20 protein-coding genes are annotated in these 26,968 nt (G+C 75.7%); 14 read left to right on the forward strand and 6 right to left on the reverse strand.

Features of this window, described 5'->3' with window-relative positions:
- The first annotated feature begins 336 nt into the window (after positions 1–336).
- Genes LPA27_RS01990 through LPA27_RS02000 form a run of 3 tightly spaced genes read left to right on the forward strand, consistent with a single transcriptional unit; the run spans position 337 to position 5,530 of the window.
- A complete protein-coding gene (locus tag LPA27_RS01990) occupies positions 337–2,727 on the forward strand; it encodes a glycosyltransferase (RefSeq protein WP_228941316.1) in 2,391 nt (796 codons plus the stop codon).
- Positions 2,724–4,310, forward strand: coding sequence for a flippase (locus LPA27_RS01995; protein WP_228941317.1), 1,587 nt, complete (start codon positions 2,724–2,726; stop codon positions 4,308–4,310). Before LPA27_RS01990 ends, LPA27_RS01995 begins: the two co-directional genes overlap by 4 nt.
- Positions 4,307–5,530, forward strand: a complete 1,224-nt coding sequence (locus LPA27_RS02000) for a phosphotransferase (protein ID WP_228941318.1) — start codon at positions 4,307–4,309, stop codon at positions 5,528–5,530. Before LPA27_RS01995 ends, LPA27_RS02000 begins: the two co-directional genes overlap by 4 nt.
- 111 nt (positions 5,531–5,641) lie before the next feature.
- Here the strand turns inward: LPA27_RS02000 and LPA27_RS02005 are convergent, their stop codons facing one another.
- On the reverse strand, positions 5,642–6,688 hold the full coding sequence (locus LPA27_RS02005; RefSeq protein ID WP_056862243.1) for a GNAT family N-acetyltransferase: 1,047 nt from the start codon (positions 6,686–6,688) through the stop codon (positions 5,642–5,644).
- Between the two features lie 141 nt (positions 6,689–6,829).
- On the opposite strand from LPA27_RS02005, the gene LPA27_RS02010 reads away from it, so the two are divergent.
- From LPA27_RS02010 to LPA27_RS02025, 4 genes are all read left to right on the forward strand, one after another.
- Positions 6,830–7,858, forward strand: a complete 1,029-nt coding sequence (locus LPA27_RS02010) for a GNAT family N-acetyltransferase (RefSeq protein ID WP_228941319.1) — start codon at positions 6,830–6,832, stop codon at positions 7,856–7,858.
- 149 nt (positions 7,859–8,007) lie between these two features.
- On the forward strand, positions 8,008–9,156 hold the full coding sequence (locus tag LPA27_RS02015) for an acyl-CoA dehydrogenase family protein (RefSeq protein ID WP_056904701.1): 1,149 nt from the start codon (positions 8,008–8,010) through the stop codon (positions 9,154–9,156).
- Positions 9,157–9,361: 205 nt separating this feature from the next.
- Positions 9,362–10,927, forward strand: a complete 1,566-nt coding sequence (locus LPA27_RS02020; protein ID WP_228941320.1) for a S28 family serine protease — start codon at positions 9,362–9,364, stop codon at positions 10,925–10,927.
- Positions 10,924–11,478 carry a GNAT family N-acetyltransferase gene (locus LPA27_RS02025; protein ID WP_228941321.1) on the forward strand — a complete coding sequence of 185 codons (555 nt, stop codon included), beginning with the start codon at positions 10,924–10,926 and terminating at the stop codon, positions 11,476–11,478. Before LPA27_RS02020 ends, LPA27_RS02025 begins: the two co-directional genes overlap by 4 nt.
- 480 nt (positions 11,479–11,958) lie before the next feature.
- Here the strand turns inward: LPA27_RS02025 and LPA27_RS02030 are convergent, their stop codons facing one another.
- A complete protein-coding gene (locus tag LPA27_RS02030; protein WP_228941322.1) occupies positions 11,959–14,238 on the reverse strand; it encodes a protein kinase domain-containing protein in 2,280 nt (759 codons plus the stop codon).
- Positions 14,239–14,286: 48 nt separating this feature from the next.
- On the opposite strand from LPA27_RS02030, the gene LPA27_RS02035 reads away from it, so the two are divergent.
- Positions 14,287–14,757 (forward strand): DinB family protein, encoded by a 471-nt coding sequence (locus LPA27_RS02035; RefSeq protein ID WP_228941323.1) that lies wholly within the window; start codon positions 14,287–14,289, stop codon positions 14,755–14,757.
- Positions 14,758–14,782: 25 nt separating this feature from the next.
- On the opposite strand, the gene LPA27_RS02040 is transcribed toward LPA27_RS02035, so the two are convergent.
- Together LPA27_RS02040 and LPA27_RS02045 are read right to left on the reverse strand one after the other, a co-directional pair.
- A complete protein-coding gene (locus tag LPA27_RS02040) occupies positions 14,783–16,963 on the reverse strand; it encodes a PAS domain-containing sensor histidine kinase (protein WP_228941324.1) in 2,181 nt (726 codons plus the stop codon).
- Between the two features lie 228 nt (positions 16,964–17,191).
- Positions 17,192–17,575: a helix-turn-helix domain-containing protein gene (locus LPA27_RS02045; RefSeq protein WP_228941325.1), complete on the reverse strand. Its 384-nt coding sequence runs from the start codon at positions 17,573–17,575 to the stop codon at positions 17,192–17,194.
- Between the two features lie 201 nt (positions 17,576–17,776).
- On the opposite strand from LPA27_RS02045, the gene LPA27_RS02050 reads away from it, so the two are divergent.
- Positions 17,777–18,328 (forward strand): phosphate-starvation-inducible PsiE family protein, encoded by a 552-nt coding sequence (locus LPA27_RS02050; protein ID WP_228941326.1) that lies wholly within the window; start codon positions 17,777–17,779, stop codon positions 18,326–18,328.
- Positions 18,329–18,358: 30 nt separating this feature from the next.
- Here the strand turns inward: LPA27_RS02050 and ychF are convergent, their stop codons facing one another.
- Positions 18,359–19,435: a redox-regulated ATPase YchF gene (gene ychF, locus LPA27_RS02055; protein WP_193662169.1), complete on the reverse strand. Its 1,077-nt coding sequence runs from the start codon at positions 19,433–19,435 to the stop codon at positions 18,359–18,361.
- Between the two features lie 141 nt (positions 19,436–19,576).
- The gene (locus tag LPA27_RS02060; RefSeq protein ID WP_056904709.1) at positions 19,577–20,077 is read right to left on the reverse strand and encodes a pyridoxamine 5'-phosphate oxidase family protein; all 501 of its coding nucleotides are present in this window, start codon (positions 20,075–20,077) and stop codon (positions 19,577–19,579) included.
- Positions 20,078–20,297: 220 nt separating this feature from the next.
- Between LPA27_RS02060 and LPA27_RS02065 the strand changes: the two genes are divergently transcribed.
- From LPA27_RS02065 to LPA27_RS02085, 5 genes are all read left to right on the forward strand, one after another.
- Positions 20,298–22,043 (forward strand): PHA/PHB synthase family protein, encoded by a 1,746-nt coding sequence (locus LPA27_RS02065; RefSeq protein WP_228941327.1) that lies wholly within the window; start codon positions 20,298–20,300, stop codon positions 22,041–22,043.
- The gene (phaZ, locus tag LPA27_RS02070) at positions 22,040–22,939 is read left to right on the forward strand and encodes a poly(3-hydroxyalkanoate) depolymerase (protein ID WP_228941328.1); all 900 of its coding nucleotides are present in this window, start codon (positions 22,040–22,042) and stop codon (positions 22,937–22,939) included. The genes LPA27_RS02065 and phaZ overlap by 4 nt, the downstream gene beginning before the upstream one ends.
- A complete protein-coding gene (locus LPA27_RS02075) occupies positions 22,936–24,258 on the forward strand; it encodes an acyl-CoA dehydrogenase family protein (protein WP_228941329.1) in 1,323 nt (440 codons plus the stop codon). Before phaZ ends, LPA27_RS02075 begins: the two co-directional genes overlap by 4 nt.
- A 163-nt stretch (positions 24,259–24,421) precedes the next feature.
- On the forward strand, positions 24,422–25,636 hold the full coding sequence (locus LPA27_RS02080) for a cysteine desulfurase-like protein (protein WP_228941330.1): 1,215 nt from the start codon (positions 24,422–24,424) through the stop codon (positions 25,634–25,636).
- 129 nt (positions 25,637–25,765) lie between these two features.
- Positions 25,766–26,536 (forward strand): exodeoxyribonuclease III, encoded by a 771-nt coding sequence (locus LPA27_RS02085; RefSeq protein ID WP_228941331.1) that lies wholly within the window; start codon positions 25,766–25,768, stop codon positions 26,534–26,536.
- Positions 26,537–26,968 lie beyond the last annotated feature (432 nt).

Below are 26,968 nucleotides of genomic sequence, written 5' to 3' on the forward strand. Positions count from 1 at the left end.
TGGAAGTAGGTGGGGCTCCTGGTTGCCGTCGCAGCCGAAGCCGACCGTGCGGAAGCCGGGCCCGGAGGGTGTCCTCGCCCTTGAGGAAGCGGTGCGGTTCAGCAACCCACGCGACCTGGCCGGCGTCGTGCGACCCGTCGAGCCGCGGCGCCCGACGCCCCCCGCCCCCGACCTGCCGGCGAACGACCCCGGTGCCCGCCCCGAGCACGTCCGCGCCGGCAGCACCCGCGACACTGGAGCCGGTCAGGTCGACCTCGACCCGGCCCACCGCACGACCCGCACCCCCCTCCCGCCGCACCAGCCCACCCGCGCCCCGCGCAGCACGGAGGACTCCCGATGACCAGCACCAGCACCGGCCCGACCGACCCGCTCGGGTCCGACGCCGGGTCGCGCGGCGGGCCGTCCGCCGAGCCGGTCACCGGAGCGGCCGCCGAGCCGGCCGCCGGGCCGGCCGCGACGACTGGCGCCGCCGACCGTCCGGCCACTCCCCCGCTGCGGTGCGTGGTGGTGACGCCCTACGCGACCCTCGGCGGCTCGGAGCGCTGGCTGCTCGCGCTGCTCGACGGCGCTGCCGCCCGCCTCGACGCCGAGGTGTGGCTGCTCGAGGACGGACCGCTGCGCACCGAGCTCGAGCGGCGCGACGTCCCGACCCTGGTGCTGCCCACCGGCGCCGACGCCCGCTCGTTGGCCGCCCGCGGCGCCGACCTGGCGCGCCGCCTGCGCGCCGGCGACGCCGACGTGCTCCTCGCCAACGGCGTGAAGGCCGCGGCCGCCGCCGTGCCCGCCGCCCGGCTGGTGGGCGTGCCCGTGGTGTGGGCCAAGCACGACTTCTCCTTCGACTCCACCCTGGCCCGCCCCCTCGGTGCGCTCGCCGACGCCGTGCTCGCCACCTCGGCCGCCGTCGCCGCGGCCACGGGCCGTGACGACGTCGCCCTGGTGCCGCCGCCGCGCCCGGCCCGCGAGCCCGCCTCGCGGCTGGAGGCCCAGGCCTTCTGGTCGGCCGCGGGTGCGCCGGTGCCGGCCGACGCCCCGGCCGCCGGGCGCCGCACCCTCGCGATGCTGACCCGCCTGGTGGCCTACAAGGGCGTCGACACCGCCATCGCGGCGCTGGCCGAGCCCGCCGCCGCCGGCTGGGACCTCCTCGTCGTCGGACCCGACGACCCCTCCGAGCCCGGTGAGCGCGCCCGCCTCGAGGCCCTCGCCGCCGACCTCGGCGTGGCCGGACGGGTGCGGCTCGTGCCCGAGGTCGACGACGCGGGCCACTGGCTGGCCGCCGTCGACGCCGTCGCCGTGCTCACCCGCACCGCCGGGGCCTTCGGTCGCGAGGGCTACTCCCTCGTCGCGCTCGAGGCCCTCGCCGCCGGCGTGCCGCTGCTCGGGGGCCGCGGCAACCCCGAGGTCGAGCGGATGGCCACCGCCGCGGGCCGGGTCGTGGCCACCGGTGACCCCGCGACACCCGACGGGGCGCGGGCCGTCACCGACGTGGCCCGGGGCCTCGCCGAGCTGGGCGACCCCGACGTACGCCGCGCGACGCGGCTGGGCGCCGAGCGCCTCCACGCCGCCCACCCCGACGCCGCCACCTGCACCGCCCTCACCGTGGGCCTGCTGGCCGAGACCGCCGGACGCCCCGGCGCCGGCCTGGCCCCGGCCGAGCCGGTCACGGTGCTCACCTGCTTCAAGGACGAGGCCGGACACGTCGACGGCGTGGTCGCCCGCGTGGTCGAGCAGCTCGGCCCCGACGACGAGTACCTCCTCGTCGACGACCACTCCACCGACGGCACGAGCGAGGAGCTGGCCGCCTGGGCGCGCCGCGAGCCCCGCATCCGCGTGCTGCCCGGTCCCGGGGTCAACCTCTCCGCGGCGCGCAACCACGGCTTCGCCCACGCCACCCACGCGGTCGTCGCGTGCACCGACGCCGGCGTCGAGCCCGCCCCCGGGTGGCTCGACGCGCTGCGGACGCCCTTCGCGGAGCGGCTGCCCGCCGCGCCGAGCGGCGCAGCGGCAGCGGCCGACCAGGGCGGCCCCGCCAGCCCCCTCGGCCCCGACGCGGTGGCCCTCAGCGGCCGGGGCGTCGACCTCGTGGTCGGCGTCTACGAGGTCGACGGCGGCGACCCCTGGCGCGACGCCGCGCGGCTCGCGCTCTTCCCCGCGGTGGCCGAGGCACGACGGCGCACCCCGCTCGTGCGGATGGCCGGCACGCTGACCGGTCGCCGCTTCGACGCCGCCCGCCTCGACGGACGCTCCATGGCCTGCACCGTCGAGGCCTGGAAGCGGGCCGGCGGCTTCGACGAGTCCCTCTACTCCTCCGAGGACGCGGTCTTCGGCTCGGCGGTGCGCGCCGCCGGCGGGCGCAGCGTGCTCGCCCTCGACGCGTGCGTGACCTGGGCCCAGTCGGGCCGGATCGGCGAGACGGCCGCGATGTACCGCAAGTACGGCGAGTGGGGCGGGCGCGCCGGCTCCTGGCCGCTGGTCAGCCGCGACCTCGTGCGCGGCTCGGCCTACCTCGTCGCCCCCGTGCTCGCCGTGCGCGGCGGCGCCGCGACCCGCGCGCTGCTGGCCCTGGGGGCACTGGGCTACCTCGCGGTGCCGCTCAGCCGCGCCCGGGCCGAGCACGCCGACCCCGCCACGGTGGCCCTGATGCCCCTCGCGCTCGCCCTCAAGGACGTCGCCAAGGCCGTGGGCTGCGCCCGGGGCAGCCTCGGCCGGCTGCGAGGGGACCGCGCGTGACCTCACCGCACCCGCCGGCCCCCGCGAGCGGCCCGGCCGGCCCCGACGAGCCCCCGGCAGACACCTCGGGCGACACCCCGACCGACACCCCGGCCGAGACCCCGACCGACACCTCGGGTGACACCCCGTCACCGACCTCGGGCGTCGGCGAGCTCAGCCGCCGGGCGGCCCTCAACACCGCCGTGCGCAGCGTGGCCGAGATCCTCGGCAAGGTGGCGACCCTGGCCTGGACGGTCGCGGCCGCCCGCACCCTGAGCACCGAGGACTTCGGTGCCATCTCCTACGCCCTGACCCTCATGCTGCTGCTCAGCTCCGTCGCGGCGTGGGGCTTCGACGCCGGCCTGGTGCGCCGCGGCGCCGCCGAGCCCGACTCCCTGCCCCGGCTCTTCCGCGCCACCCAGGTCGAGAAGACCGGGCTCGGGCTGGTCGTCTTCTCCGTCGCCTCCCTGGTGGCGGTGCAGTCACGCGCCGACACCGGCACCTGGGTGGTGATCGTGCTCATGGTGCTGGCCGGCTTCCCCGAGATGTGGAGCCAGAGCGCCCGCGGTGCGGCCGCCGTGCGGCAGAGCGCCGCGGCGGTCTCCAGCGCCCTGGTCGTGCAGCGGCTGGTCACCGCCGTGGTCATCGTCGCCGCCCTGGCCCTCGGCCTCGGACCGGTCGGCGTGGCGTCGGGCTTCCTCGTCGGCACCCTCGCGGGCTGGGGCGCGCACGTGCTCGCCGTACGCCGCCTCGACCTGCACACCCGCACCCGCGAGCTGACCCGCGAGGACCTCGCCGCGGCGGCCTCGGGCACCTTCCTGCTCGGGGTCTCCAGCCTCGTGCTGATGCTGCTCTTCCGCCTCGACGCCGTGCTGCTGGCCGCGCTCAAGGGCGACGAGGCGGTGGCGGTCTACTCGGTGGCCTACCGGCTACTCGAGACGGTCCTCTTCGTCACCCACGCCATCAACCAGGCCGTGCTGCCCGTGCTCAGCTCGACCTCCTCGACCCTGCGCCGCCGCAACGCCTTCGAGCGGGGCGTGGCCGTGGCCGGCTTCGTCTACCTGCCCTTCGCCGTGGTCTGCGTCGTCGAGGGCGAGCGGGTGCTGCGGCTGCTCTTCGGGGCGCCCTACGGCGAGGCCGCGGCCCCCGTGCTGGCCTGGCTGGCGCCCGCGCCGATGCTCTTCGCGATCGCCTTCTTCGGCAACTCCCTCATGCTGGCCCAGCAGCGCAACCGGCTGCTGCTGGCCTCCTCCGTGCTCGCCCTGGTCGTCAACACCGGGCTCAACCTGGCCCTCATCCCGGCCTACAGCGGGGTCGGCGCCGCGATCGCCACCAGCGTGGCCTACCTCGCCCAGAGCCTGCTGGTCGTCTACGTCGTGCGCGACCTGGAGGACCGCCCCCGCCTGCTCCAGCCGCTGACCTCGGCCGCCCTGGGCGGCGTCGTGCTCCTCGGCGTGCTGCTGGCCCTCGACCTGCCCGTGGTGGTCGAGCTCGCCCTCGGCGGCGTGGTCTACCTCGCGGTGTGGGCGCTGGTCTCGCGGCGCCTGGCCCCCGACCAGTACGCCATGGTCGCCGGCGTCGCCCGGCGGGTCGCGCGCCGGTGAGCGGCCGCTACGCGCGGGTCCGCCGGCCGCGGCGGGCCCTGGTCTCGACCGACCTGCCCTGGCCGGCGCTCTTCCTCGGCGAGCAGCTCTCCCACGCCCTCAACCACGGCCTGCCCGCGCACCGGCGCAGCGGGCCGCTCGCCGCCGCGGTCGGACGCCGCGGCCTGCCCGCCCCCGCCGTCGCCTCCCTGGTCGCCCGGCTGCCGCACCGCCCCGCCCCGGCCACCGACGCCGTGCTCGACGCGGTGCGCGAGGCCTGGCCGACCCTCGTCGCGGCCGCCGGTGGCGCCGGTGGCGGCGGTGGCGACGGTGGCGACGGGGAGCCCCGCCCCGGACGTCTCGCCGGCGACGCGCCCGCGCGGCTGGCCGCGCTCGAGGTCGACCGCTCGGGGCGCCGCTTCGTCTTCGTCTTCACCGACGACCCCCACCCGCTGCTGGTGCTCAAGTCGCCCGACGCGACGGCCGACGGCGCCGTCGAGGCCGAGGCCCTCACCCGCGCCGCCGCGCTCGGTCTCGCGCCCCGCTGCCTGGGCCGCATCGCCGGGCTGGAGGCCCAGGAGGGGCTCGCGGGCCGGCCGCTGTGGGTGCGGCCACCCGGGCGTCCCGGCTGGAGCGGCGCCTACGCCGACGCCTACGCCTCGCTGGGCTCCGGCCTGGAGCGGCTCGCCTCCGCCACCGCGGTGCCCGGCGGGCCCGACCGGCTGCTCGCCGACGCCCAGCCCGCCCTGCCGCTGGTGCGCTCCCCCCGCACCCGCCTGCTGGTCGAGGCGGCGCTGCGCGACGTACGCCGCCTCACCCACCGCAGCCTCCAGCACCACGACCTCTCGGCGCAGAACTGGCTGGTGCGCGACGACGCGCTGGTCGGGCTCGTCGACTGGGACACCGCGATGCTCGACGGCGTGCCCGGCCACGACGCCCTGCACGCCGCGGTGTCGCTGCTCGAGCACGGCGTCGGCCTGCGCTCCCGCTCGCCCGAGCGGGTGCTGAGCACCTTCACCCGCGCCTGGCACGAGGAGCCGCTGCTCGCCCAGGCCCGGCGCGCCCACCGTGCCTGCCTGGTCGCCGCCACCGGCTCCGAGGCCCTCGCCGACCGTCTCGCCGAGCCGCTCCAGCTGGCCTTCTTCGCCCGCCGGCTGGGCTGGGTCGCCGTCGGCGACGGCCACGCCGCCCTCGACGTCGACACCGCCGAGCGCATGCTCGACCACGTCGCCCGCGGCTGAGGGTGCGCCGCCCGCGCCCCGTCTTACTGACCGTTGCGACCACTGGCTGACAGTCCTGACGGTCGGCCAGTGGTCGCAACGATCAGTAGGACGCCCGGCCGAGCGGGCCCCTCAGCGGGCGGCGGCCGGCTCCGACACCGCGGCCCGCTCCTCGGCGGCGACCTCGCGGTGGTGGCGGCGCACGAGGGCGGCGCGCACGGCCACCCGGCCCCGGGCGGTGCGGGCGTGGGCGATGCTCTCGATCATCGGCTCGCGGGTGGCGAAGCGACCCTTGTAGCCCTCGTCGCCGCGCAGGAAGCGGAACTCGCGCAGCCCCGACTCCAGGGCGGCGCGGATGATGCGCACCATGAGCACGAAGCCGACCGACTCGTGGTCGTGGTCGGGGTCGCGGCCCAGCTGGTAGCAGTACGACGCTCCCGCGAACTCGAAGACCAGCGCCGTGGCCACCGGTCGGCCCGCGATCTCCAGGAACCACAGCCGCAGCCAGCCCTGGGCCAGGGCGGCGCGGGCGAAGGCCGCGGTGAAGCCGCCCTGCCGCTCGTCGAGCAGCGGGCTCTCGCCCTCCCAGCGGCGCGCGTGCAGGTCGAAGAGCGTGGCCAGGTCGGCCTCGATGGTCTCCGCGGTGGCCAGCCGGTAGGTGACGTCGTGGGCGTCCTCCAGCTTGGCGGTCTTGCGGCGCATCTGGGCGCGCAGGTTGCGGCTGCGCGAGGCGAGGAAGGACTCCCAGTCGTCGTGCTCCACGAGGTCGACCACCGGGCTGACCTCGCTGCTGACCTGACGCCCGCCGAGCGGCTGCCACCACGGCTCGTCGAGCGGCATGTCCTGGAGCAGCACCACGTCGGCGCGGACCCGTCCGCCCTCGAGGGCCTCGCGCAGCAGCGCCTGGGCGCGCGGGCGGTGCTCGGGGGCGCAGACGGGGCCGAGCTGGTCGGCCGGGCCGTGGCCGATGAAGCGGGCCTGGCGCAGCACCCGGCCGGTGACCACCAGCGGCAGCACCACCGTGGGGTCGGCGAGGTCGTCGCACAGCACGTCGGCCTGCGCGCCGTCGCCGTAGAAGTCCCACCAGCACGACGCCCAGGTGTGGGTGGCGAAGAGGTTGCCGGCGTCGTGCGCCAGACGGTTCCACGCGGCCGGGGAGGGGCCGGCGGTCAGAGGCATGCGCGGAGTCTAGGGTCCGTGCGACCCCACCGTGGGTCGTTGCGCCTTTACCCGGACCACCGGGGTGAGGTGCGCCCCGCACGGGCGGCGGGCGCTCCACCCGCGGCCCGACCGGCCGCGGCTCCTGCCTAGGCTTGCCCGATGCGCACGGCAGCGGCACCCGACCTCGGCGCGGTGCGCCAGCTGCAGGGAGCGGCCACCTCGGTGGTGCAGGACGCCGAGTGGCTCGAGAGCTGCGCCGCCGTCTTCGCCGAGCCCCGCCGCACCCGCGTCGTCGCCGTCGACGGCGCGGTGGCCGTGCTCGCCCACGGCGGGCCCCGCGCCCCGTGGTGGGAGGTGCCCGGCGCGGTCGAGGTCACCGAGCCCGTCGACGTGCTCGCCGCCGACGCCGACGCCGCGGCCCGGCTCGCCGAGGCCCTCGCCGCGCAGGCGCTGCCGCTGATGCTGCGACGGGTGCCGCGCGACTCCCCCGTCGTCGACGCGCTCGAGCGGGCCTACGGACCCCGCGCCGTGCGGGTGCGGCGCGACGGGCCCGGCACGCCGTACGTCGACCTCGCGGGGCTGGACGCGCCCGACGCGGTGCTCAACCCCGGGCGCCGCTCCGACCTGCGCCGGGCCCGCCGCCGCGCCGAGGCCCTCGGGCCGGTCGGCGCGCAGGTGCACGCGCCCGGGCCCGGGGAGGTCGACGCACTGCTCGACGCCGCCCTGGCCGTGGAGCTGCGCAGCTGGAAGGGCCCGGCGGGCACCGCCCTGCTGCGCGACCCGGTGCGCGAGGGGTTCTACCGCCGCTACGCCCGGGCCGCGGCCGGCGCCGGCGTGCTGCGCGTGGCGCTGCTGCACGTGGGCGACGACCTCGCCGCGATGCAGCTGGCCGTGGAGCGCCACGGGGCGCTGTGGCTGCTGAAGATCGGCTACGACGAGGCCTTCGCCCGGGTCTCCCCGGGCCAGCTGCTCCTGGCCGAGGTGATCGGCTGGAGCCTGGGGCGCGGCCTGGACCGCGTCGAGATGCTCGGCCAGGAGGAGGCGTGGACACGGGTGTGGACCCCCCGCGTGCGTCCCCACGTGCAGCTCGGCCTCTTCCCGCGCTCAACGCGCGGACTGGCCGCGCTCGGGGTCGGCGTGGCCCAGCAGACCCGGCGTCGGGTCTCCGACCGGCTCGCCCGCGGCTGAGCCGCCGGGTCGTCGAAGGGCGCCGCGGGCGGTGTCGCGACGCGTGCGACACGGCGTCGGGCGAACCTCGGCGTACCTCTTGAACTGTGACAGTACCGCTGTCACAGTAGGGCGTGCAGGCACCGTCCCGACCCCCGAGAGGCCGCCCCATGAGCACCGCCAGCTCCATCTACGAGACCGAGCACGACGACTTCCGCGCCATGGTGCGCTCCTTCATGGAGAAGGAGGTCGTGCCCTTCCACGAGCAGTGGGAGAAGGACGGCCAGGTCAGCCGCGAGGTGTGGACCAAGGCCGGCGCGCAGGGCCTGCTCTGCTTCGACGTCGACGAGCAGTACGGCGGCATGGGCATCCAGGACTTCCGCTACAACATGATCGTCGCGGAGGAGATCTCCAAGGTCGGCGCGAGCGGGCTCGGCTTCCCCGTGCACACCGACATCATCGTGCCCTACATCTCCTCCCTCGGCACCGAGGAGCAGAAGCAGCGCTGGCTGCCCGGCCTGGTCAGCGGCGAGCTGATCTCCTCGGTCGCGATGACCGAGCCCGGCGCCGGCTCCGACCTGCAGGGCATCAAGACCTCCGCGGTCGACAAGGGCGACCACTACGTGCTCAACGGGTCGAAGACCTTCATCTCCAACGGCATCATGAGCGACCTGGTCATCGTCGTCGCCCGCACCGACCCCGACGCCGGCCACCAGGGCATCAGCCTGCTCGTCGTCGAGCGCGGCATGGAGGGCTTTGAGCGCGGCCGCAACCTCGACAAGATGGGCCTCAAGGCCCAGGACACCGCCGAGCTGTTCTTCGACAACGTCATCGTGCCGAAGGAGAACCTGCTGGGCGAGGAGGGCCAGGGGTTCATCTACCTCATGGTCAACCTGCCCCAGGAGCGGATCTCCATCGCCGCCATCGCCGTCGCCGCCTGCGAGCACGTGCTCGACCTGTGCCTGTCCTACGCCAAGGAGCGCGAGGCCTTCGGCCGCCCGATCGGGAAGTTCCAGCACAACCGCTTCCTGCTGGCCGAGATGGCCACCGAGGTCCACATCGCGCGCGTCTTCGTCAACGACTGCGTCATGCGGCTCAACGCCGGCGACGTCGACACCTCGCTGGCCTCGATGGCCAAGTGGTGGACCACCGAGCTGCAGAAGAAGCTGGTCGACCAGGGCGTGCAGCTGCACGGCGGCTACGGCTACATGATGGAGTACCCCATCGCCAAGGCCTACGTCGACAGCCGCATCCAGACCATCTACGGCGGCACCACCGAGATCCAGAAGGAGATCGTCGGCCGCTCCCTCGGCATCTGAGCCACGCACGCCGGCGACGGCGGTCGAGGAGCGAGCGCCAGCGAGCGGCCCGGTGGTCGAGGAGCGAGCGCCAGCGAGCGGCCCGGTGGTCGAGGAGCGAGCGCCAGCGAGTGTCTCGAGACCACCCACGCCGGCGACGGCCCCGTCACGACGGGGGTGTCGCCGGCGTCTGCTTGGGTGGAGCTCCACGTCTCGGAGGTCCCCCGTGTCCCTCGCTCCTCCCCGCGCCCCACGCCGCTCCCGGCGCCCCGGCGCCGCCCTCGGCGTCGGTCTCGTCGGTCCCGTCGCCGGTGTAGTCGCCGGTGTGGTCGTCTCCGGCCTGCTGCTCGGCGGTCTGCTGCCGGCCGGCCCGGGGGTCGCGGCCGCCCCGTCGACGGCCTCGGCGACGGCGGCCGACCGCCCGGCCCACGCGTCCGCCGAGGTCCGCCGGGCCCCGCGGCACAGCCTGGAGGAGCGGATCGACCGGCTGCCGCACGTCGTGGGCGTGAGCCGGCGCGGGCCGCGCGTGCTCGACGTACGGTTCCGCCAGCCGGTGGACCACACCGTGCGCGGCGGTCCGACCTTCGTGCAGCGGGTCGTGGTCACCCACCGCGGCGTGGGTAGGCCCACCGTCGTGACGACCAGCGGCTACTCGCTGCCCGGGCCCGACCCGACCGAGCCCACGCGCCTGGTCGACGGCAACCAGGTCGGCTTCGAGCACCGCTTCTTCGGGCGCTCGCGCCCCACCGACCTCAGCCCCGAGTCGTGGCGGACCTACCTCACCCTCGAGCAGGCCGCCGCCGACGAGCACCGCATCATCGCCTCGCTGCGCCGGCTCTACCCGCGCCCGTGGCTGAGCACGGGCGTCTCCAAGGGCGGCATGGCCGCGGTCTACCACCGCAGGTCCTACCCCGACGACGTCGCCGGCACGATCCCCTACAGCGCCCCCGACGACGTCGTCGACACCGACGACGCCTACAGCGACTTCCTGGACCGGGTCGGCACGAGCGCGGCCTGCCGCGACCGGCTCGTGGCCCTGCAGCGGGCGGTGCTGGTGCAGCGCGAGGCGCTGGCGCCCCGGTTGGCCGACCTCGGCCCCACGAAGATCCTGGGCGGGCCCGACCGGGCGCTGGAGTTCCTCGCCACCGACCTCGCCTTCGGCTTCTGGGCCTACCGCGGGCAGGAGGCCTGCCCGACGCTGCCGCGCGACCCGGGGGCGCTGGCACCTCGACGGCTGTGGACCGAGGTCACCGACGTCTCGCCCGCCCTCGCCTACGTCGACCCCGTCCTGCGCACCTACGCGCCCTACTACGTGCAGGCCGCCACGCAGCTCGGCTCGCCGCAGCTCGACGAGACGGCGCTGGCCGACCTGCTGCGCCACCCCGGCGCCAACACCGCCGCCGAGCTCGTGCCGCGTCGACTGCGCCCGCTCGCGCTCGACCCCGACGTCATGCCGGCCGTCGACGCCTGGGTGCGCGAGGAGGCAGAGCGCGTGCTCTTCGTCGACGGCGGGGTCGACCCCTGGCACGCCGAGCCCTTCAGCTGCGGTGACGACCCGGCGGCGGCCAGGGCCCGCGCCTGCCTCACCACGGTCGTGCCCGGCGGCACCCACGGCGCCCCGATCGCCGACCTCCCCGACGCCGAGCGTGACCGGCTGGTGCGCACGATCCGCCGGTGGGCCGGCCTGGCGACCTCGAGTGCCGACCTCGCCCCGCGGGGCTGGGCCGTCGCCGAGGACGGCCCCACCCCTGCCCGTCTGAGGGGTCTCGCCCCGGCGCGGGTCCTGCGGTGAGCACCGGCCCCGAGCTGCGGGTGGCCGCCACCGACGAGCTGGGCGCCGCGGAGCTGACCGCGCTGCGCGCGCTGTGGCACGACGCCTTCGACGGCGACTTCGCCGACACCGACGCCGACCACGCACTCGGCGGCGTGCACGTGCTGGCCCACCTCGACGGGGTCCTGGTCGGCCACGCCAGCGTGGTGCCCCGCAGCATCCTGGTCGGCGAGCGCGACGCGCTCACCGTGTGGGACGCGGGCTACGTCGAGGCCGTCTGCACGCTGGGGCCGGTCCGCGGCCGCGGCGTGGGGCGCGCCGTGATACGCGCCCTGCAGGAGGAGCTGGTCGCCCGCCACGACCTGGGCGTGCTGAGCACCGGGGTGCCGCTGTTCTACGAGTCGCTGGGGTGGCGCTCCTGGCGCGGCCCGTCGTACGTCGTGCGCACGGGCGGGCGCGAGCGCACCCCCGAGGACGACGACGGCCTCATGGTGCTCGTCGTCGACCCCGACCGCCCGCTCGACCTCACCGCGCCCATCGCCTGCGAGGAACGCCCCGGCGACGACTGGTGACGGCATCCGCGCGCGGCGGCCTGCCGTCGTCTGCGCAAGTAGCGCAATTGCGCGCGCCCGACCGCGGCCCCGGCCCCGGCCCCGGCCCCGGCGGAGGTTTGCGCGGTCCGTGCCAGGTGTGGGGCCCGGCGTCTGCGCAAGCAGCGCAATTGCGCGCGACCGACCACGGCCCCCGCAGAGGTTTGCACGGTCCGTGCCAGGTGTGGGGCCCGGCGTCTGCGCAAGCAGCGCAATTGCGCGCGCCCGACCACGGCCCCCGCGGAGGTTTGCACGGTCCGTGCCAGGCGCGGGGCCCGGCGTCTGCGCAAGCAGCGCACTTGCGCGCGACCGACCACGGCCCCCGCAGAGGTTTGCACGGTCCGTGCCAGGTGTGGGGCCCGGCGTCTGCCCGAGCAGCGCAGTTGCGCGCGCAGGACCACGGCCACCGCACGAGTGGGCGCTGTCTACGAGCGCCGGGGCCGCGGGCGGTCGGGGGCCGGGTCAGCCGACGACGGCGTCGCCGACGATCAGCCAGGTGCCGTCGGTGGGCTGCAGGGTGAGTCGGCGCACCTCGCTCTGCTGGCCGCCCCCGGAGGAGTAGGTCAGCGACACGTCGACGGTGCGGCCCGAGCCAGACGTGCCCGTCACGGTGACGGCGTCGATGCTCGACCAGAAGGACGCGTAGTCGTCGTAGCTGCCGACCCGGGCCTGCAGCTGCGGCGACAGGGCCGGCCAGGTCTGGGACGGGTCGCCGGGCAGGGCTGCGTAGTAGGACTGCACGAAGGCGGCCGGGCTGCTGCTCGGGGCCTGGTCCGCGGGCGTCGGCGTCGGGGTCGGCGTCGGCGTGGGAGTCGGGGTCGGAGTCGGCGTGGGGGTCGGCGTGGGCGTCGGGGTCGGCGTGGGGGTCGGAGTCGGAGTCGGCGTGGCCGAGCGGTCCCGCCCGTTGCCGCTGCCGGCGCCGTTGCCGGTGCGGGCGGAGGCCTGCTCGGCGCGCCCGGCCTCGTCGACGCCGTCGTCGCCGACGACCAGTGCGACCGCTCCGCCGGCCAGGGCCAGCACGAGGAGCACGACGGCGGCGAGGAGCCACGGCGCCCGACGCCGCCGCGAGCCGTCGTCCGAGGCCCCGGCCGGGGTCGGCGCCGGCACCGGGACGGGCACCGGGGCCACGGCGGGCACGGTCCTCGTGGCAATCACCTGGGTCGCGATCACCTGTGTGGCGTCGGCCCGAGCGGCGCCGGCGGGCACGGCGCGACCGGCGGCCAGCGCGCGCAGCGACTCCGCCGCCTCGGGCATGCTCGGGCGACGGGTGGGGTCGGGGTCCATCATCTGCTCGATCACGGGGCCCAGGGCCTGCGCGCGCTGCGGCGGCGGGGGCGGGCCGTCGGCGATGCGGGCCAGCACCTCGAGCGCGCTGCCCTCGCCGTAGGCACGGCGGCCCTCGACCGCGGCGTAGAGCGTGGCGCCCAGGGCCCAGACGTCGGCGGCGGGCGTGGGGTCGCCGCCGCGCGCCAGCTCGGGCGCGAAGTAGGCGGGGGTGCCGAGCACCAGACCGGTGCCGGTGAGCTGGTCATCGCCGGCGGTGCGGGCGATGCCGAAGTCGGAGATCTTGGCCGTGCCGTCGGAGGTCACCAGCACGTTGCCGGGCTTGACGTCGCGGTGCATCGTGCCGCGGGCGTGGGCCGCGGCGATGCCGTCGGCCACCTGGGCGCCGATCGCCGCCGCACGCCGGGGCGTCAGCGGACCGTCCTGGTCGACGACCTCGGTGAGGTTGCGCGACGCGACGTACTCCATCACCAGCCACACCTCCCCGCCGTCCTCGACCGCGTCGAGCACCGAGACGACGTTGCGGTGGTTGAGCGCGGCGGCCGAACGGGCCTCCCTCAGCGCCCGGGCGCCGTCGACCGCGACGCCCGGCAGCGCTCCCGCCCTCTTCACCGCGACGTCGCGGCCCAGGGTCTCGTCGTGGCACAGCCAGACCGCGCCCATCCCTCCACGGCCGATCTCGCGCACGATCCGGTAGCGGCCTGCGATGGGGTCCGGCGTCATCTGGCTCCTCCGTCGGGCCCGCGGCCCGGGGTCTGTCGGCGCGGCAGGGGTCTCCCCGACGCGTGGTCGGCCACCCAGTGCACCACAGGCCGCCAAGCACGACGACCACCCCTGAGGGTGCCGCCTTACGGTGTACGTCACATCGTCGGGGGCCTCAGCCTCCCACCCAGTACGCCGGCGGGTCCTCCCCGACCCGGCGTCGACGGCCTCGCGCAACAGGTCGGCGTGGCCGGTGTGGCGGCCGTACTCCTCCAGCAGGTCGCACAACAGCCGGCGCAGGCTGGCGTGCCGCCCCGCGTCGTCGGCCATCGCCACCTCCTGCTCGAGCCCGCCGGCGGCCAGAGCCGCGGCCAGGCGGACGCGCGAGCGCGCGACGGCGCCGTCGTAGAGCGCGTAGAGCACCGCGGGCGGCTCGTCGGCGGCGGACGTGAAGGACCAGTCGTCGCCGGGCGGCGCGGTCATCCCTGCGAAGTAGGCGTCCCAGGTCGGACCCAGCGGGTCGTCGGACAGGCGGCAGGCGAAGACGTCGTCCTCCACCAGGGCCAGGTGCTTGAGCAGGCCCCCCAGCGTCATGGCCGAGACGCCCAGCCGGGCGGACAGCCCGGCGGCGTCGAGACCCTCGGCCTTCCAGCGGAAGGTCGCCCGCAGCCGGTCGAGCGACCCGACCAGGTGGTCGACCTCGTCGCCGGCCAGCGGGATCTCCCAGGGCATCGCGGCAGCGTCGTGTCGGTCCATGGCCACACGCTAGGCCCGGGCGCCGACGTCCGTCGCTAGCCTGCCGTCATGGCCCCCTCCCCCCACGACGAGCGGGCGCTGCTCGCCGACGCCCTCGACCGCCAGCGCGAGGAGGTCGCGACCATCCTCGACGGGCTCGACGACACGGCGGCCCGCGCGCGCCTCGTGCCCTCCGCGACCACGCCGCTGGGCCTGGTGAAGCACCTGACCTTCGTGGAGCGGGTCTGGTTCCACTCGCGCGTCGCCGGCGTGCCCCGCGCCGAGCTCGGCCTCCCCGACACCGTCGACGAGAGCTTCGTGATCGACGAGGAGGACACCGTCGCCTCGGTGCGCGCGACCTACCTCGCCGCCTGCGAGCGCTCGCGCGAGATCGCGGCCGGCCGCGACCTCGACGAGACCTACTCCTCCCACCACGGCGAGACCAGCCTGCGGGCGGTGCACCTGCACCTGCTCACCGAGCTGGCCCGCCACGCCGGGCACGGCGACATCCTGGTGGAGCTGCTGCGCTCCCAGCGCTGAGCCGCCCGAGCAGCAGGCGCCCGTGTCACGCGGGGAGGACCGCCAGGCCCTCCCCGCCCCCGCCCCCGCCCCCGGCCGGCTCGGACGCCGGGGCCGCGAGCGGCACCGCCGACGACAGCACCGAGGGCATCACCAGGGGCAGCACCACGGTGACCGTGGTGCCGACGCCCGGCGCCGAGTCGACGCCGACCCGACCTCCGTGCAGCTCCACGATGGCCTGCACGATCGACAGCCCCAGACCCGTGCCCTGGATGGCGCGGAGGTTGGCCTCGGCCGAGCGGAAGAAGCGGGTGAAGAGCTGGGCCTGCTCCTCCTGCGCGATCCCGATGCCCGTGTCGCTGACGACCACCACGTGCTCGTCGGCCCCCGGCTCGACCGCCACGGTGACGGCGCCCCCGTCGGGGGTGAACTTCAGCGCGTTGCTCACCAGGTTGGTCACCGCCCGCTCCAGCTTGCCCGCGTCGCCGCCGAGCAGGACCGGGCCGGGCGGCAGGTGGAGCGCCACGTCGAGCGAGCGCTCGGGCACGCAGTCCACGACCGCCGCCGCGGCGCGCGCCACGACGTCGCGCAGGTCGAGGGACTCGACCTGGAGCCGCACGGTCGCCTCCTCGACGCTGGAGAGCATCAGCAGGTCCTCCACGAGCGCCGACAGCCGGCGCGAGTTGCTGCTGATCCGGGTGAGCACGGCGCGCTGCGGCCCGGTGAGCTCGCCGACGTCGCCGTCCTCCAGCACCTCGGCGAAGCCCAGGATGCTGGTGATGGGGGTGCGCAGCTCGTGGCTGACGGTGGCGACCAGCTCGGTCTTGGTGCGCTCCAGGGAGCTGAGCCGCTCCACCGCCTCGCGCTCGGCCTCGAGGGTGGCCAGCAGCGAGCGGTGGGCGCGCTCGCGGTCGGTGACGTCCTCGGCCGTGGCGAGGTAGCCGGTCAGTCCGCCCACCGAGTCGGGCACCGCGGTCAGCGTCATCCGCAGGATGCGCTCCTCCTCGCCGCGCCGCACGCGCCAGTGGGCGTCGCGCACCCCCTGGGCCACCGAGGCCCGGCAGATGTCGGCGAAGACCGGCGCCGCGCCCACGGCGTCGGCGTGGCGGCGCAGCTCCGCCTCGGTGAAGAGGGCGTCGGGCCGGCAGCCCACGACCTCGTCGGCGCGGCGGCCGAAGACCGCGGCGGCGCCGGGGTTGAAGAGCGTGACCGTGCCGTCGGCCGCCGTCGCCACCACGGCGGTGCCGGTGGCGGCGTCGACGAGCCGGATCATCGTCTCCCGCTCCTGCTCGGCGCAGGCGGTCGCCACCCGCTGCTGGGTGACCATCACCGAGAGCGGGAGCAGGATCAGCCCGCAGTCGAGCAGGAAGAGCTGGAGGACCCCCAGCGACACCTCCGGCGGCAGGTCGAGCAGCGCACCTGCCGCGGCGACCGGCCCGAGGCCTGCCGTGGTCAGGGTCGTGCTGACCACCGCCACCACCACGAGCACCACCATCGACTCGCGCAGGCTGCCGCGGAAGGCGTGCCAGGTGAACATCGGCATCACCGCGAAGATCAGCTGCGGCAGGTCGGTGGGCACGAAGACCGCCACCGTCGTGCCGACGGTAAGCGCGAGCTGCACCGCCCTCTCACCCGTCGAGGCCAGTGCCTGGAACTCCAGCTTGTCGAGGAAGAGCGGCACCAGCACGACCGCGGCCGCGGCGTGGGCGCCCGCCGCGGCCAGCGCCACGCGCCACGTGCTCTCGACCGGCCCCCCGGTGAGCAGCAGCGTCGCGACCCAGCCCGCCCCGGCGACGGCGGAGCCGACGGCGATGGCCCCGATCATGCGCGAGACGTCGCCCTGGTCGCGCAGCCGTGCGCGCCCGTCGGGGCGGCGGGCGACGAGCAGGGTCTCGGTGACCACGGCCCCGAGCACCGTCGAAACGGCGAGCCCGAGCGAGACCCGCCCGCCCGCGCCGTCGAGCAGGTGGGCGAGCACCAGGAGGCCGAGCAACGCACCGACGACGTGCGGCCTGCGTCGCGGCGGCGTCGTGAGGTAGAGCCCGGCGGCCAGCCCGGCCGGGGGCCAGACGGTCGGGGTCAGGCTCCCGGCCGCCACGGTCTGCATCCCCGCGAGGGCCCCGAGGAGCACCGCGAGGAGCAGCAGGACCCGGCGCGGCGTGCCGTGGGTGACCGGGCCGGCGGGTGCGAGGCGCGCCCGAGAGCGTCGCGCACTGGTCGTGGACATGGTGCCTCCGTGTGCTCGCCCTGCCGCGTCGCTCAGGGGGGTCGACGCACTCAGCGTCCGCGGTCACCGGTGGAGCCCGTACGGCGCCACCCCGCGGGGGCTCCCCCTCCGATCGGCCGGTCGGGCCGCGGGGCGATCAGCCGGGTGGCGCGCGCCGTGCACCCGCTGGCGCACCCGCTGGCGCACCCCGCGGCCCACCCCGCGGCGCGGGCGGCTCGTGGGCCCGGGCTAGGTCGTCGGCCCGGCTCCCGGCGTACAGCCCTGGCGCGGTGTGCGGACGATCCCCCTGACCCGTCGTGACCGGGCCCAGGCGAGCACGCTGTCGCGCCGCAGCGAGGGCCCCCGCCCGGTGCGCTGCTCGACGTGGCCCGCGGCCACCGCCTCCCACAGCGCGTGCTCGGTGCAGTCGGCCAAGTCGGCGGCCTCCCGCCACGACACCCACCCCCGCCGCTCGGCGGCGTCGGCGCGCACGTGGGCGGCGTCGAAGACCCACCGTCCGTCGCGCTGCTCGGCGGGGATCCTCCCCCGCCGCGCCAGCCACACCGCCTGGCTCCGCGTCAGGCCGAGCACCTCGGCCGCCTGCCTGCTGTCGATCCACTCCCGAGAAAGCACCCGAGAATGATTCCGCGCCACGGGCGCCGGACCGCACCGCAGCAGCGCCGGATCGCGGCGGGTCCTGCACCACCTGGCGCGCCCGGTCGAGGAGGACGCGGCGGGCTCCGCGCCCGCCGCGCGGGCACCGCGGGCCCGGCGCCGTCGGACCTCCGCGCGGCGCTGGCGACGCCGCCGCCGCCGGGCTGCCATCATCAGCCGATGAGCACACGATCCAAGGACGCTCCGTCGAGCGAGGAACGCCGCGCGGAGGTCATCGACCGCGCCATCGGCTGGCTGGAGGACCTCCTCTACGTCGTCATCGCCGTCGTCCTCGCCCTCTGCGCCACGGCCCTGGTGGTCGACCTGGCCCGCGGGGTGCCCGACCTCTTCTCCACCGGTGGTCAGGCACCCGTGCTCGAGGTGCTCGACGCCGTCCTGCTGGTCTTCATCGTCGTGGAGCTGCTCTTCGCCGTGCGCGCGACGGTCGCCCGCCGCGAGCTGGTCGCGGAGCCCTTCCTGATCGTGGGCATCATCGCCTCGATCAAGGAGATCGTGGTCGTGTCGGTCAAGGCCGCCGACGCCACCGGCAAGGGCGACGTCTTCCGCGACGACGTGACCCTCATCGGCGTGCTCGGCGTGCTGACCCTGCTGCTCGCAGCCGCGGCCTACCTGCTGCGGCGCAAGGAGCGCGAGCCCGACGAGGGCCGCGAGGACGACGACGCCGTGGCCGACAGCACCGCCTCGCCCGACAGCGAGCAGCGCGCGTCCTGACCCGGGACGACGAGCGCCGGGTCACTCGGGTCAGACGTTGAAGCGGAACTCCACCACGTCGCCGTCGGCCATGACGTAGTCCTTGCCCTCCATGCGCACCTTGCCGGCCTCCTTGGCCTTCTGCATGGTGCCGAGCTCCATGAGGTCGTCGAAGGAGACGATCTCGGCCTTGATGAAGCCGCGCTGGAAGTCGGTGTGGATCACGCCGGCGGCCTCGGGGGCGGTGGCGCCCTTCGGGATCGTCCAGGCCCGGGTCTCCTTGGGGCCGGCGGTGAGGTAGGTCTGCAGGCCGAGGGTGTCGAAGCCGACGCGGGCGAGCACGTCGAGGCCGGGCTCCTCGACGCCCATCTCCTCGAGCATGGCGCGGGCCTCGTCGTCGTCGCCGAGCTCGACGAGCTCGGACTCGAACTTGGCGTCGAGGAAGATCGCCTCGCTGGGGGCGACCAGGGCGCGCATGCGGTCCTTGAGCTCCTCGTCGGCCAGCTCGTCGGCGTCGCAGTTGAAGACGTAGATGAAGGGCTTGGCGGTCAGCAGCGACAGCTCGCGCACGAGTGCGCGGTCGACCTTCGTGTCGATGACCGGGGTGCCGGCCTCGAGGTGGCCGAGGGCCTCCTTGGCGGCCTCCAGGTTGGCGGTGACGGCCTTGTTGCCGCGCGCCTCCTTCTCCAGGCGCGGGATGGCCTTCTCCACCGTCTGCAGGTCGGCCAGGATCAGCTCGGTCTGGATGGTGGAGATGTCGTTGCCGGGGTTGACCTCACCGTCGACGTGGGTGACGTCCTCGTCGCGGAAGACGCGGGTGACCTGGCAGATCGCGGCCGACTCGCGGATGTGGGAGAGGAACTTGTTGCCCAGGCCCTCGCCCTCCGAGGCGCCGCGCACGATGCCGGCGATGTCGACGAACTCCACCGTCGCGGGCAGCACCTTGGCCGAGGAGAAGACCTCGGCCAGCCGGGCCAGGCGCCCGTCGGGCACCCCCACCACGCCGACGTTGGGCTCGATGGTGGCGAAGGGGTAGTTCGCCGCGAGGACGTCGTTCTTCGTCAGGGCGTTGAAGAGGGTCGACTTGCCCGCGTTGGGGAGACCGACGATGCCGATGGTGAGTGCCACGGGCGGAAACTCTACGGGCGGGCGCCGACCCGGCCGCAATCGCGCCCGGGCCGGGCCGTCGCGCCCCCCGGCCGAGCCGGGGCGGACCCGGGGCCGGCCCGGCGCAGGCCCGGCGCGGGCCCGGCGCAGCTCAGAGCCGGGTCAGCGCAGGTCGACCTGCTCGTTGTCGCCCTCGATGCGCGAGCCGGTGAGCTTGGCCTTGACCAGGTTGGTCAGCGAGATGATCGTGCTGCCGCCCGGCGCCGACCAGTACTCCGCGGAGTCGGGGGTGACCTCGACGAGCACGTTCTCCGGGTTCTCCGGGCCGCCCTCGAGCCAGGAGTCGGTGAAGCTGCTCCACAGCTCCTTCAGCTTGGTCTCGTCGTTGACGACCGAGGCGGTGCCGGCCACCGAGACCCAGGAGCCGTTGTTGGAGTAGGACACGTTGACCCGGGAGTCGGCCACGAGGGCCTGGACCTTGTCGGAGCCGCGCTCGGCGATGAAGTAGAGGGTGCCGTCGAAGTCGACGTCCTGGGTGGCCATGGGCTTGCTGAGCAGCTTGCCGCTGGGGTCGAGATAGGTCAGCATCGCGACCTTCGAGTCCTTCAGCAGCTCGACGACGCGCTGCTCCTGCTCGCTCGTGCTCTGGTCGTGGGCGCTCATGGTGCCTCCTGGGGATCGTGGGGCGGGCAGGTCCTGCCCGCCCCTCGAACGTACGTCGCCCCCGCGGCCCGCACCCTCACCCCGACGGGCCCCGCCCGGCCCGCCCGCCCGGCCCGCCGACCGCCCATCCGACCGGGTGGTCCCGTCCGGTGTGGCACCAGTCACACTGGGCGCAGCAGGGCCGGCGTACGTCGGCCACGCCCAGCCGCTCGGAGGCACGATGACCGATCTCAGCGCACGACCCGCCCGCGAGGCCGACCAGAGGATGCGCGAGGCCGGCGCCGCCGACGCCCCGGGCCCCGGCGAGCTCGCGACGCCCCTCGACCTGCTGCTCGCCGACGCCACCCGCGGCCCGCTGCGGCGGCTGCTGCCGGGCATGTCGGGGGTGCGCTTCGGGGTCGGGCTGGCCCGTCACCCGCGTCGGGTGGTCGGCCGTGTCGCCGGCCTGGGCGCCGAGCTGGCCAAGGTGCAGGTGGGCCGCTCCGAGCTGGCCCCGCACCCCAAGGACCGCCGCTTCAGCGACGAGGCGTGGGAGAAGAACCCCTTCTTCCGCCGCACCCTGCAGAGCTACCTCGCCACGGGCGCGGCGCTGCGCGGCCTGGTCGCCGACGCGGGCCTCGACCACGGCGACGGCCAGCGGATGGGCTTCGTGGTCGACAACCTCGTGGAGGCCTCGGCGCCCACCAACAACCCCGCGCTCAACCCGAAGGTGCTCAAGCGGGTCATCGACACCGGCGGCGGCAACCTCGTGGCCGGCGGGCGCCGCTTCGTGCGCGACTTCGCCACCGCGCCGCGGGTGCCGTCGATGGTCGAGGCCGACGCCTTCGAGGTGGGCGAGGACATCGCGGTGACGCCCGGCGAGGTGGTGCTGCGCACCGACGTCTTCGAGCTGATCCAGTACACCCCGCAGACCACCAAGGTGCGCTCGGTGCCGCTGCTGATCGTGCCGCCGACGATCAACAAGTACTACGTCATCGACCTCGCCCCCGACCGCAGCCTGGTCGAGCACCTCGTGCGCGCCGGCCAGCAGGTCTACTGCATCTCCTGGCGCAACCCCGACGCCCGCCACGCCGACTGGGGCCTCGACACCTACGGCCAGGCCATCGTCGAGGCGATGGGCGCCGCCCAGGACATCGCCCGCCAGGAGCAGGTCGCGATCCTCGGCATCTGCTCCGGCGGCATGCTCGCCTCGATGGTGATGGCCCACCTGGCCGCCACCGGCGACCTCGACCGGGTCGCGGCCTTCAGCCTCGCCGTGACCGTGCTCGACCAGTTCGAGGCCGGGCTGCCCAGCGCGCTGCTCTCGCACAAGGGCGCCGCCGCCTCGACCCGCGCCTCGCGGGAGAAGGGCTACCTCGACGGCGCCGCGCTGGCCGAGATCTTCGCCTGGCTGCGGCCCAACGACCTGATCTGGAACTACTGGGTCAACAACTACCTGATGGGCCACGCCCCCAAGGCCTTCGACATCCTCTACTGGAACGCCGACCCCGTGCGGATGACCGCCGCCATGCACCGCGACTTCATGGACCTCGCGATCCGCAACGCGCTGACCGAGCCCGACGGCTCCACCATGCTCGGCTCGCCGGTCGACCTGGCCAAGGTCTACACCGACGCCTACGTCGTGGCCGGCATCGCCGACCACCTGTGCAAGTGGGAGTCGTGCTACCGCACCACCCAGCTCTTCGGCGGCGAGACCCGCTTCGTGCTCTCCACCAGCGGCCACATCGCCGCCATGGTCAACCCGCCCGGCAACGAGAAGGCCAGCTTCCAGACCGCCGAGGACAACCCCGACACGGCCGAGGCCTGGCTGGCCGGGGCCCGCAAGGTGCGCGGCAGCTGGTGGGAGGACTACGCCGCCTGGCTGGCCGAGCGCACCGGCCCGGAGCGCAACCGGCCCCGCCGGCACGGCTCGGCCCGCTACGAGCCCGTGGGGGCCGCGCCCGGCGCCTACGTCCACGACCGGTGAGCCCCACGATGGCGACCCGGGGCCCCGGCGGGCCCGGCGGCCCGCGCGCCGACGACCGCGGCCCGGCCGCCCCCGACCGGATCCGCACCCTCGCCGTACGCCGCATCCCGGTGCGGGTCTCCGTGCGCCCGGGCACCGGCGCGCTGACCGGCGAGCCGCCGCTGCTGCTGTGCAACGGCATCGGGGCCAGCCTGGAGGCGCTCCAGCCGCTGGTGGACTCCCTCGACCCGCGGCGCGGGGTGGTGCGCTTCGACGTGCCCGGCGTCGGGGGGTCGCCGGCGCCGCCGGTGCCCTACACGATGGCCGGCATCGCCTCCTGGCTCACCGCGCTCATGGACCGCTTGGGCCACCGGCGCTTCGACGTGCTCGGTCTCTCCTGGGGCGGCGGGCTGGCGCAGCAGCTGGCCTTCCAGTCGCCGCGACGGGTGCGCCGCGTCGTGCTCGTGGCCACCGGCACCGGCTCGCTCATGGTGCCCGCCCACCCGCGGGTGCTCTCGCGGATGCTGACCCCCAAGCGCCACCGCGACGCGGGCTACGCCGCCTCCATCGCCGGCGACATCTACGGCGGCACCATGCGCACCGACCCCGCCCGCGGCGCCGCCCTGCTGCACGAGGCCACCCGCAGCGGCCCCCGCCGCGGCTACTACCTCCAGCTGCTCGCCGGCGCGGGCTGGTCGAGCCTGCCCGCGCTCCCCCTCCTGCGCCAGCGGGTGCTGGTGATGGCCGGCGACGACGACCCGATCATCCCGCTGGTCAACGCCCGCGTCATCGCCCGCCTCGTGCCGCGCTCGCAGCTGCACGTCTACCGTGGCGGCCACCTGGGGATCCTCACCGAGAGCGACGAGCTGGCCCCGCTGATCGACCACTTCCTCGACGACCAGGAGCCCGACCGATGAGCACCCCTCCCCCCACCTCCGACACCGCGACCGGCACCGCCACCGCCACCGCCACCGCCACCGAGCACGCGGCCGAGGCCGCGGCCCGCCCCGACGGCGACCTCAGCGGCGCCCCCCGCACCACCGGCCTGGAGGGCGTGGAGCTCACCGACTCCCCCTTCTCGGACTTCCTCGGCTTCGAGCTGCTGCTCGAGGACGACGACCGCGAGCTGCTCGGCCGGGTGCGCGCCTTCATGAACCGCGAGGTCGAGCCGGTCATCAACGAGCACTGGACGCGCGGGGAGTTCCCCCACGAGCTGGTGGCGGGCATCGCCGACCTCGGCATCGCCGGCCTGGCCTACGACGCCCCGGGCTGCCCTGCCCGCGGCGCACTGGTCGACGGCCTCGTGGCCATGGAGCTGAGTCGCGTCGACCCCTCCATCGGCACCTTCATGGGCGTGCACGGCGGGCTGGCCATGGGCTCGATCGCGCTGTGCGGCTCCCCCGAGCAGCAGCAGCGGTGGCTGCCCGCGATGGCGCGCCTGGAGCTCATCGGCGCCTTCGGCCTCACCGAGCCCGAGACCGGCTCGGCCATCTCCCAGGGGCTGTCCACCACGGCGCGCCGCGACGGCGACGCCTGGGTGCTCAACGGCGAGAAGAAGTGGATCGGCAACGCCTCCTTCGCCGACCTCGTGGTCGTCTGGGCCCGCGACGAGGACGACGGCCAGGTCAAGGGCTTCGTGGTCGAGAAGGACACCGAGGGCATGACCTTCGACGTGCAGCGCGACAAGATCGCCCTGCGCGTGGTGCAGAACGCCGAGATCCACCTGCGCGACGTGCGGGTGCCGGAGGAGAACCGGCTGCAGGGGGCCCACTCCTTCCACGACACCTCCCAGGTGCTGCGGGTGACCCGCATGGGCGTGGCCTGGCAGGCCGCCGGCTGCGCGCGCGGCGCCTACGAGCACGCGCTGCGCTACACCAAGGCCCGCGAGCAGTTCGGCCGCCCGATCGCGTCCTTCCAGATGGTGCAGGACCTGCTGGTCAAGATGCTCTCCAACGTCACCGCCTCCACCGCGATGAACGTGCGCGCCTCGCAGCTGCAGGTCGCCGGCCTGCTGCGCGACGAGCACGCCTCGCTGTGCAAGGTCCACAGCACCGTGCGGATGCGCGAGACCGTCGGCTGGGCGCGCGAGGTGCTCGGCGGCAACGGGATCCTGCTGGAGCACCACGTGGGCCGCTTCGTCGCCGACGCCGAGGCCATCTACTCCTACGAGGGCACCCGCGAGATCAACACCCTCATCGTCGGGCGCGCCATCACCGGCGAGAGCGCCTTCGTCTGAGGTACCTACCGCGCCGGCCGTTCGAGCGGAGGCGTCGCACGAGCGGGTCGAGCCCGGGCGGGTCGCGCACCCGGGTCGCGCAGCCGGGTCGCGCAGCCGGGTCCCGCGGGCGCGTCGGGGCCGTCCGGCCGACCGCGCGCAGGTGGTGCGTAGGTTCGGCCCCATGAGCCACGCACCCGTCCTGCGACCGATCCGCGACGACTTCCCGGCGCTGTCGCTGGGGGTGGCCCACTTCGACGGGCCGGGCGGTTCGCAGGTGCCGCGCGCGGTGGCCGACGCCGTCGCGGGCGCGATGACCGCGGGCCTGGGACAGCGTGGGAGCGGCACCGCCACGGAGCGTCGTACGCAGGCGGTGGTGGCCGACGCCCGGGCCGCCGCCGGCGACCTGCTCGGCGCCGACCCGGCCGGCGTCGTCTTCGGCCGCTCGATGACCCAGCTGACCTTCGACCTGGCCCGCACGCTCGCCCGCGGGTGGGCGCCCGGCGACGAGGTGGTGGTCAGCCGCCTCGACCACGACGCCAACGTCAGGCCGTGGGTGGTCGCCGCCGAGCGCGCCGGCGCCATCGTGCGCTGGCTCGACCTCGACCCCGTCACCGGCGAGCTCGACGACCCCGCCACCGCCATCGGCCCCCGCACCCGGCTGGTCGCGGTCACCGCGGCGTCCAACCTGATCGGCACCCGCCCCGACGTCGCCGCCGTCACCCGGGCCGCCCGCGAGGTCGGGGCGCTGTCGTACGTCGACGCCGTCCACCTGGTGCCCCACGCGGCCGTCGACGCGACCGCCCTCGGCGCCGACGTCGTCGTCTGCTCGCCCTACAAGCTCTTCGGTCCGCACCTCGGCGTGCTCGCCGCGCCGCCCGCGCTGCTGGAGCGTCTGCACCCCGACAAGCTGCTCCCCTCGACCGACGCCGTGCCGGAGCGCTTCGAGCTCGGCACGCTGCCCTACGAGCTGCTGGCCGGCGTCACCGCGGCCGTCGACTACGTCGCCGGCCTCGCCGAGGCCTCCTCGGTGCCCGCCGAGCTGACCCGGCGCGAGCGGGTCGTGGCCTCGATGGGCGCCGTCGAGCGCCACGAGGAGACGCTGCTGGCCCGGCTGCTCGACGGCCTCGCCGCGCTGCCCGGCGTCACGCTCGTCGGCTCCCCGGCCCACCGCACGCCCACCGTGCTCTTCTCCGTCGCCGGCCACCCCGGCCCCCAGGTGCACGCCCACCTCGGGGCGCTCGGCGTCAACGCCCCCGCCGGCAACTTCTACGCCCTCGAGACCTCCCGGCGCCTCGGGCTCGGCGACGACGGGGCCGTGCGCGCCGGGCTCGCGGCCTACAGCAGCGACGACGACGTCGACCGGCTGCTGGCCGGGGTCTCCGCGCTGGTGCGCTGACCGGCTGGGGCGCCGACCGGCCGGAGCGCCGACGCGTCGGCGTACCCGACCCGGGCCCGCCGGACCGGGGCCCACCCGGGCGCCCACCCGGGCACCCACGGCGTCGGTGGCGGCGCCTAGGTTGTCGGGGTGCGCCTCGCGACCTGGAACGTCAACTCCCTCCGCTCCCGCATCGAGCGCGTCGAGGCCTTCGTGCAGCGCCACGACGTCGACGTGCTGGCCCTGCAGGAGACCAAGGCCCGCGAGGAGCAGCTGCCGCTCCTGGGGCTGCAGTCGCTGGGCTACGAGGTGGCATCGGTCGGCTACAGCCAGTGGAACGGCGTGGCCCTGCTCAGCCGCGTCGGTCTCGAGGACGTGCAGGTCGGCTTCGAGGGCATGCCGGGCTACGGCGATCCCGTGGCGCCCGAGGCCCGCGCGATCGGCGCCGTCTGCGGCGGGGTGCGGGTGTGGTCGCTCTACGTGCCCAACGGCCGCAAGCCCGACGACCCGCACTACGTCTACAAGCTCGACTGGCTGGCGCGGCTGCGCGAGGCCTCCCGCTCCTGGCTGGGCGAGGACACCGCGCTGGTCGGCGACTGGAACATCGCGCCGCTCGACTCCGACGTCTTCGACATCGAGCAGTTCCGCCGCTCCACCCACGTCACCCCGCCCGAGCGCGCGGCCTTCCAGGGCTTCCTCGACGACGGCTACGCCGAGGTCACCCGCGAGCACGCCCCCGGCTACACCTACTGGGACTACTACCGCCAGCGCTTCGAGCGCGACCGCGGCCTGAAGATCGACTTCGTGCTCGGATCCCCCGGCCTGGCCGCCCGCACCACCGGCGCCTTCATCGACCGCGACGAGCGCGCCGGCACCGGCGCCTCCGACCACGCCCCCGTCGTCGTCGACCTCGCCGACTGAGCCCCACCCGCCCCGGCCGGCCCCGCCCGCGAGCCGCCCCTTGAGCCCCTCCTGTCACACCGGTCGGCCCGGACCCTCACCTGTCGGCCCGTGCGTCGGCCGACCGGTGCGGGTTTCACCAGCCGGCTGGTGAAACCCGCGACCGCCCCGCCGCGTGACGCGCCGCGGTGGTCGCCGTACCGGAGGCTCCCGCCGGAAGTGGCGGCAGACGACGCCCCCGGGCCCGGCCGAGCTGTCGTACGCCGCCACGTCCCGCACCCCACCGCGCCCCCCGGGGGACGCCGAGCGCCGAGCCCCACCCGTCACCTCAGCCCCACCGGTCGGCCCGGACCCGCACCTGTCGGCCCACGCGTCGGCCGACAGGTGCGGGTTTCGCCAGTCGGCCGGTGAAACCCGCGACCGCCCGCGACCACCCCAGCCCGCCCCCACCCC

The organism is Nocardioides sp. Leaf374, from assembly GCF_916862475.1.
GTDB classification, from domain to species: Bacteria; Actinomycetota; Actinomycetes; order Propionibacteriales; family Nocardioidaceae; genus Nocardioides; species Nocardioides kribbensis.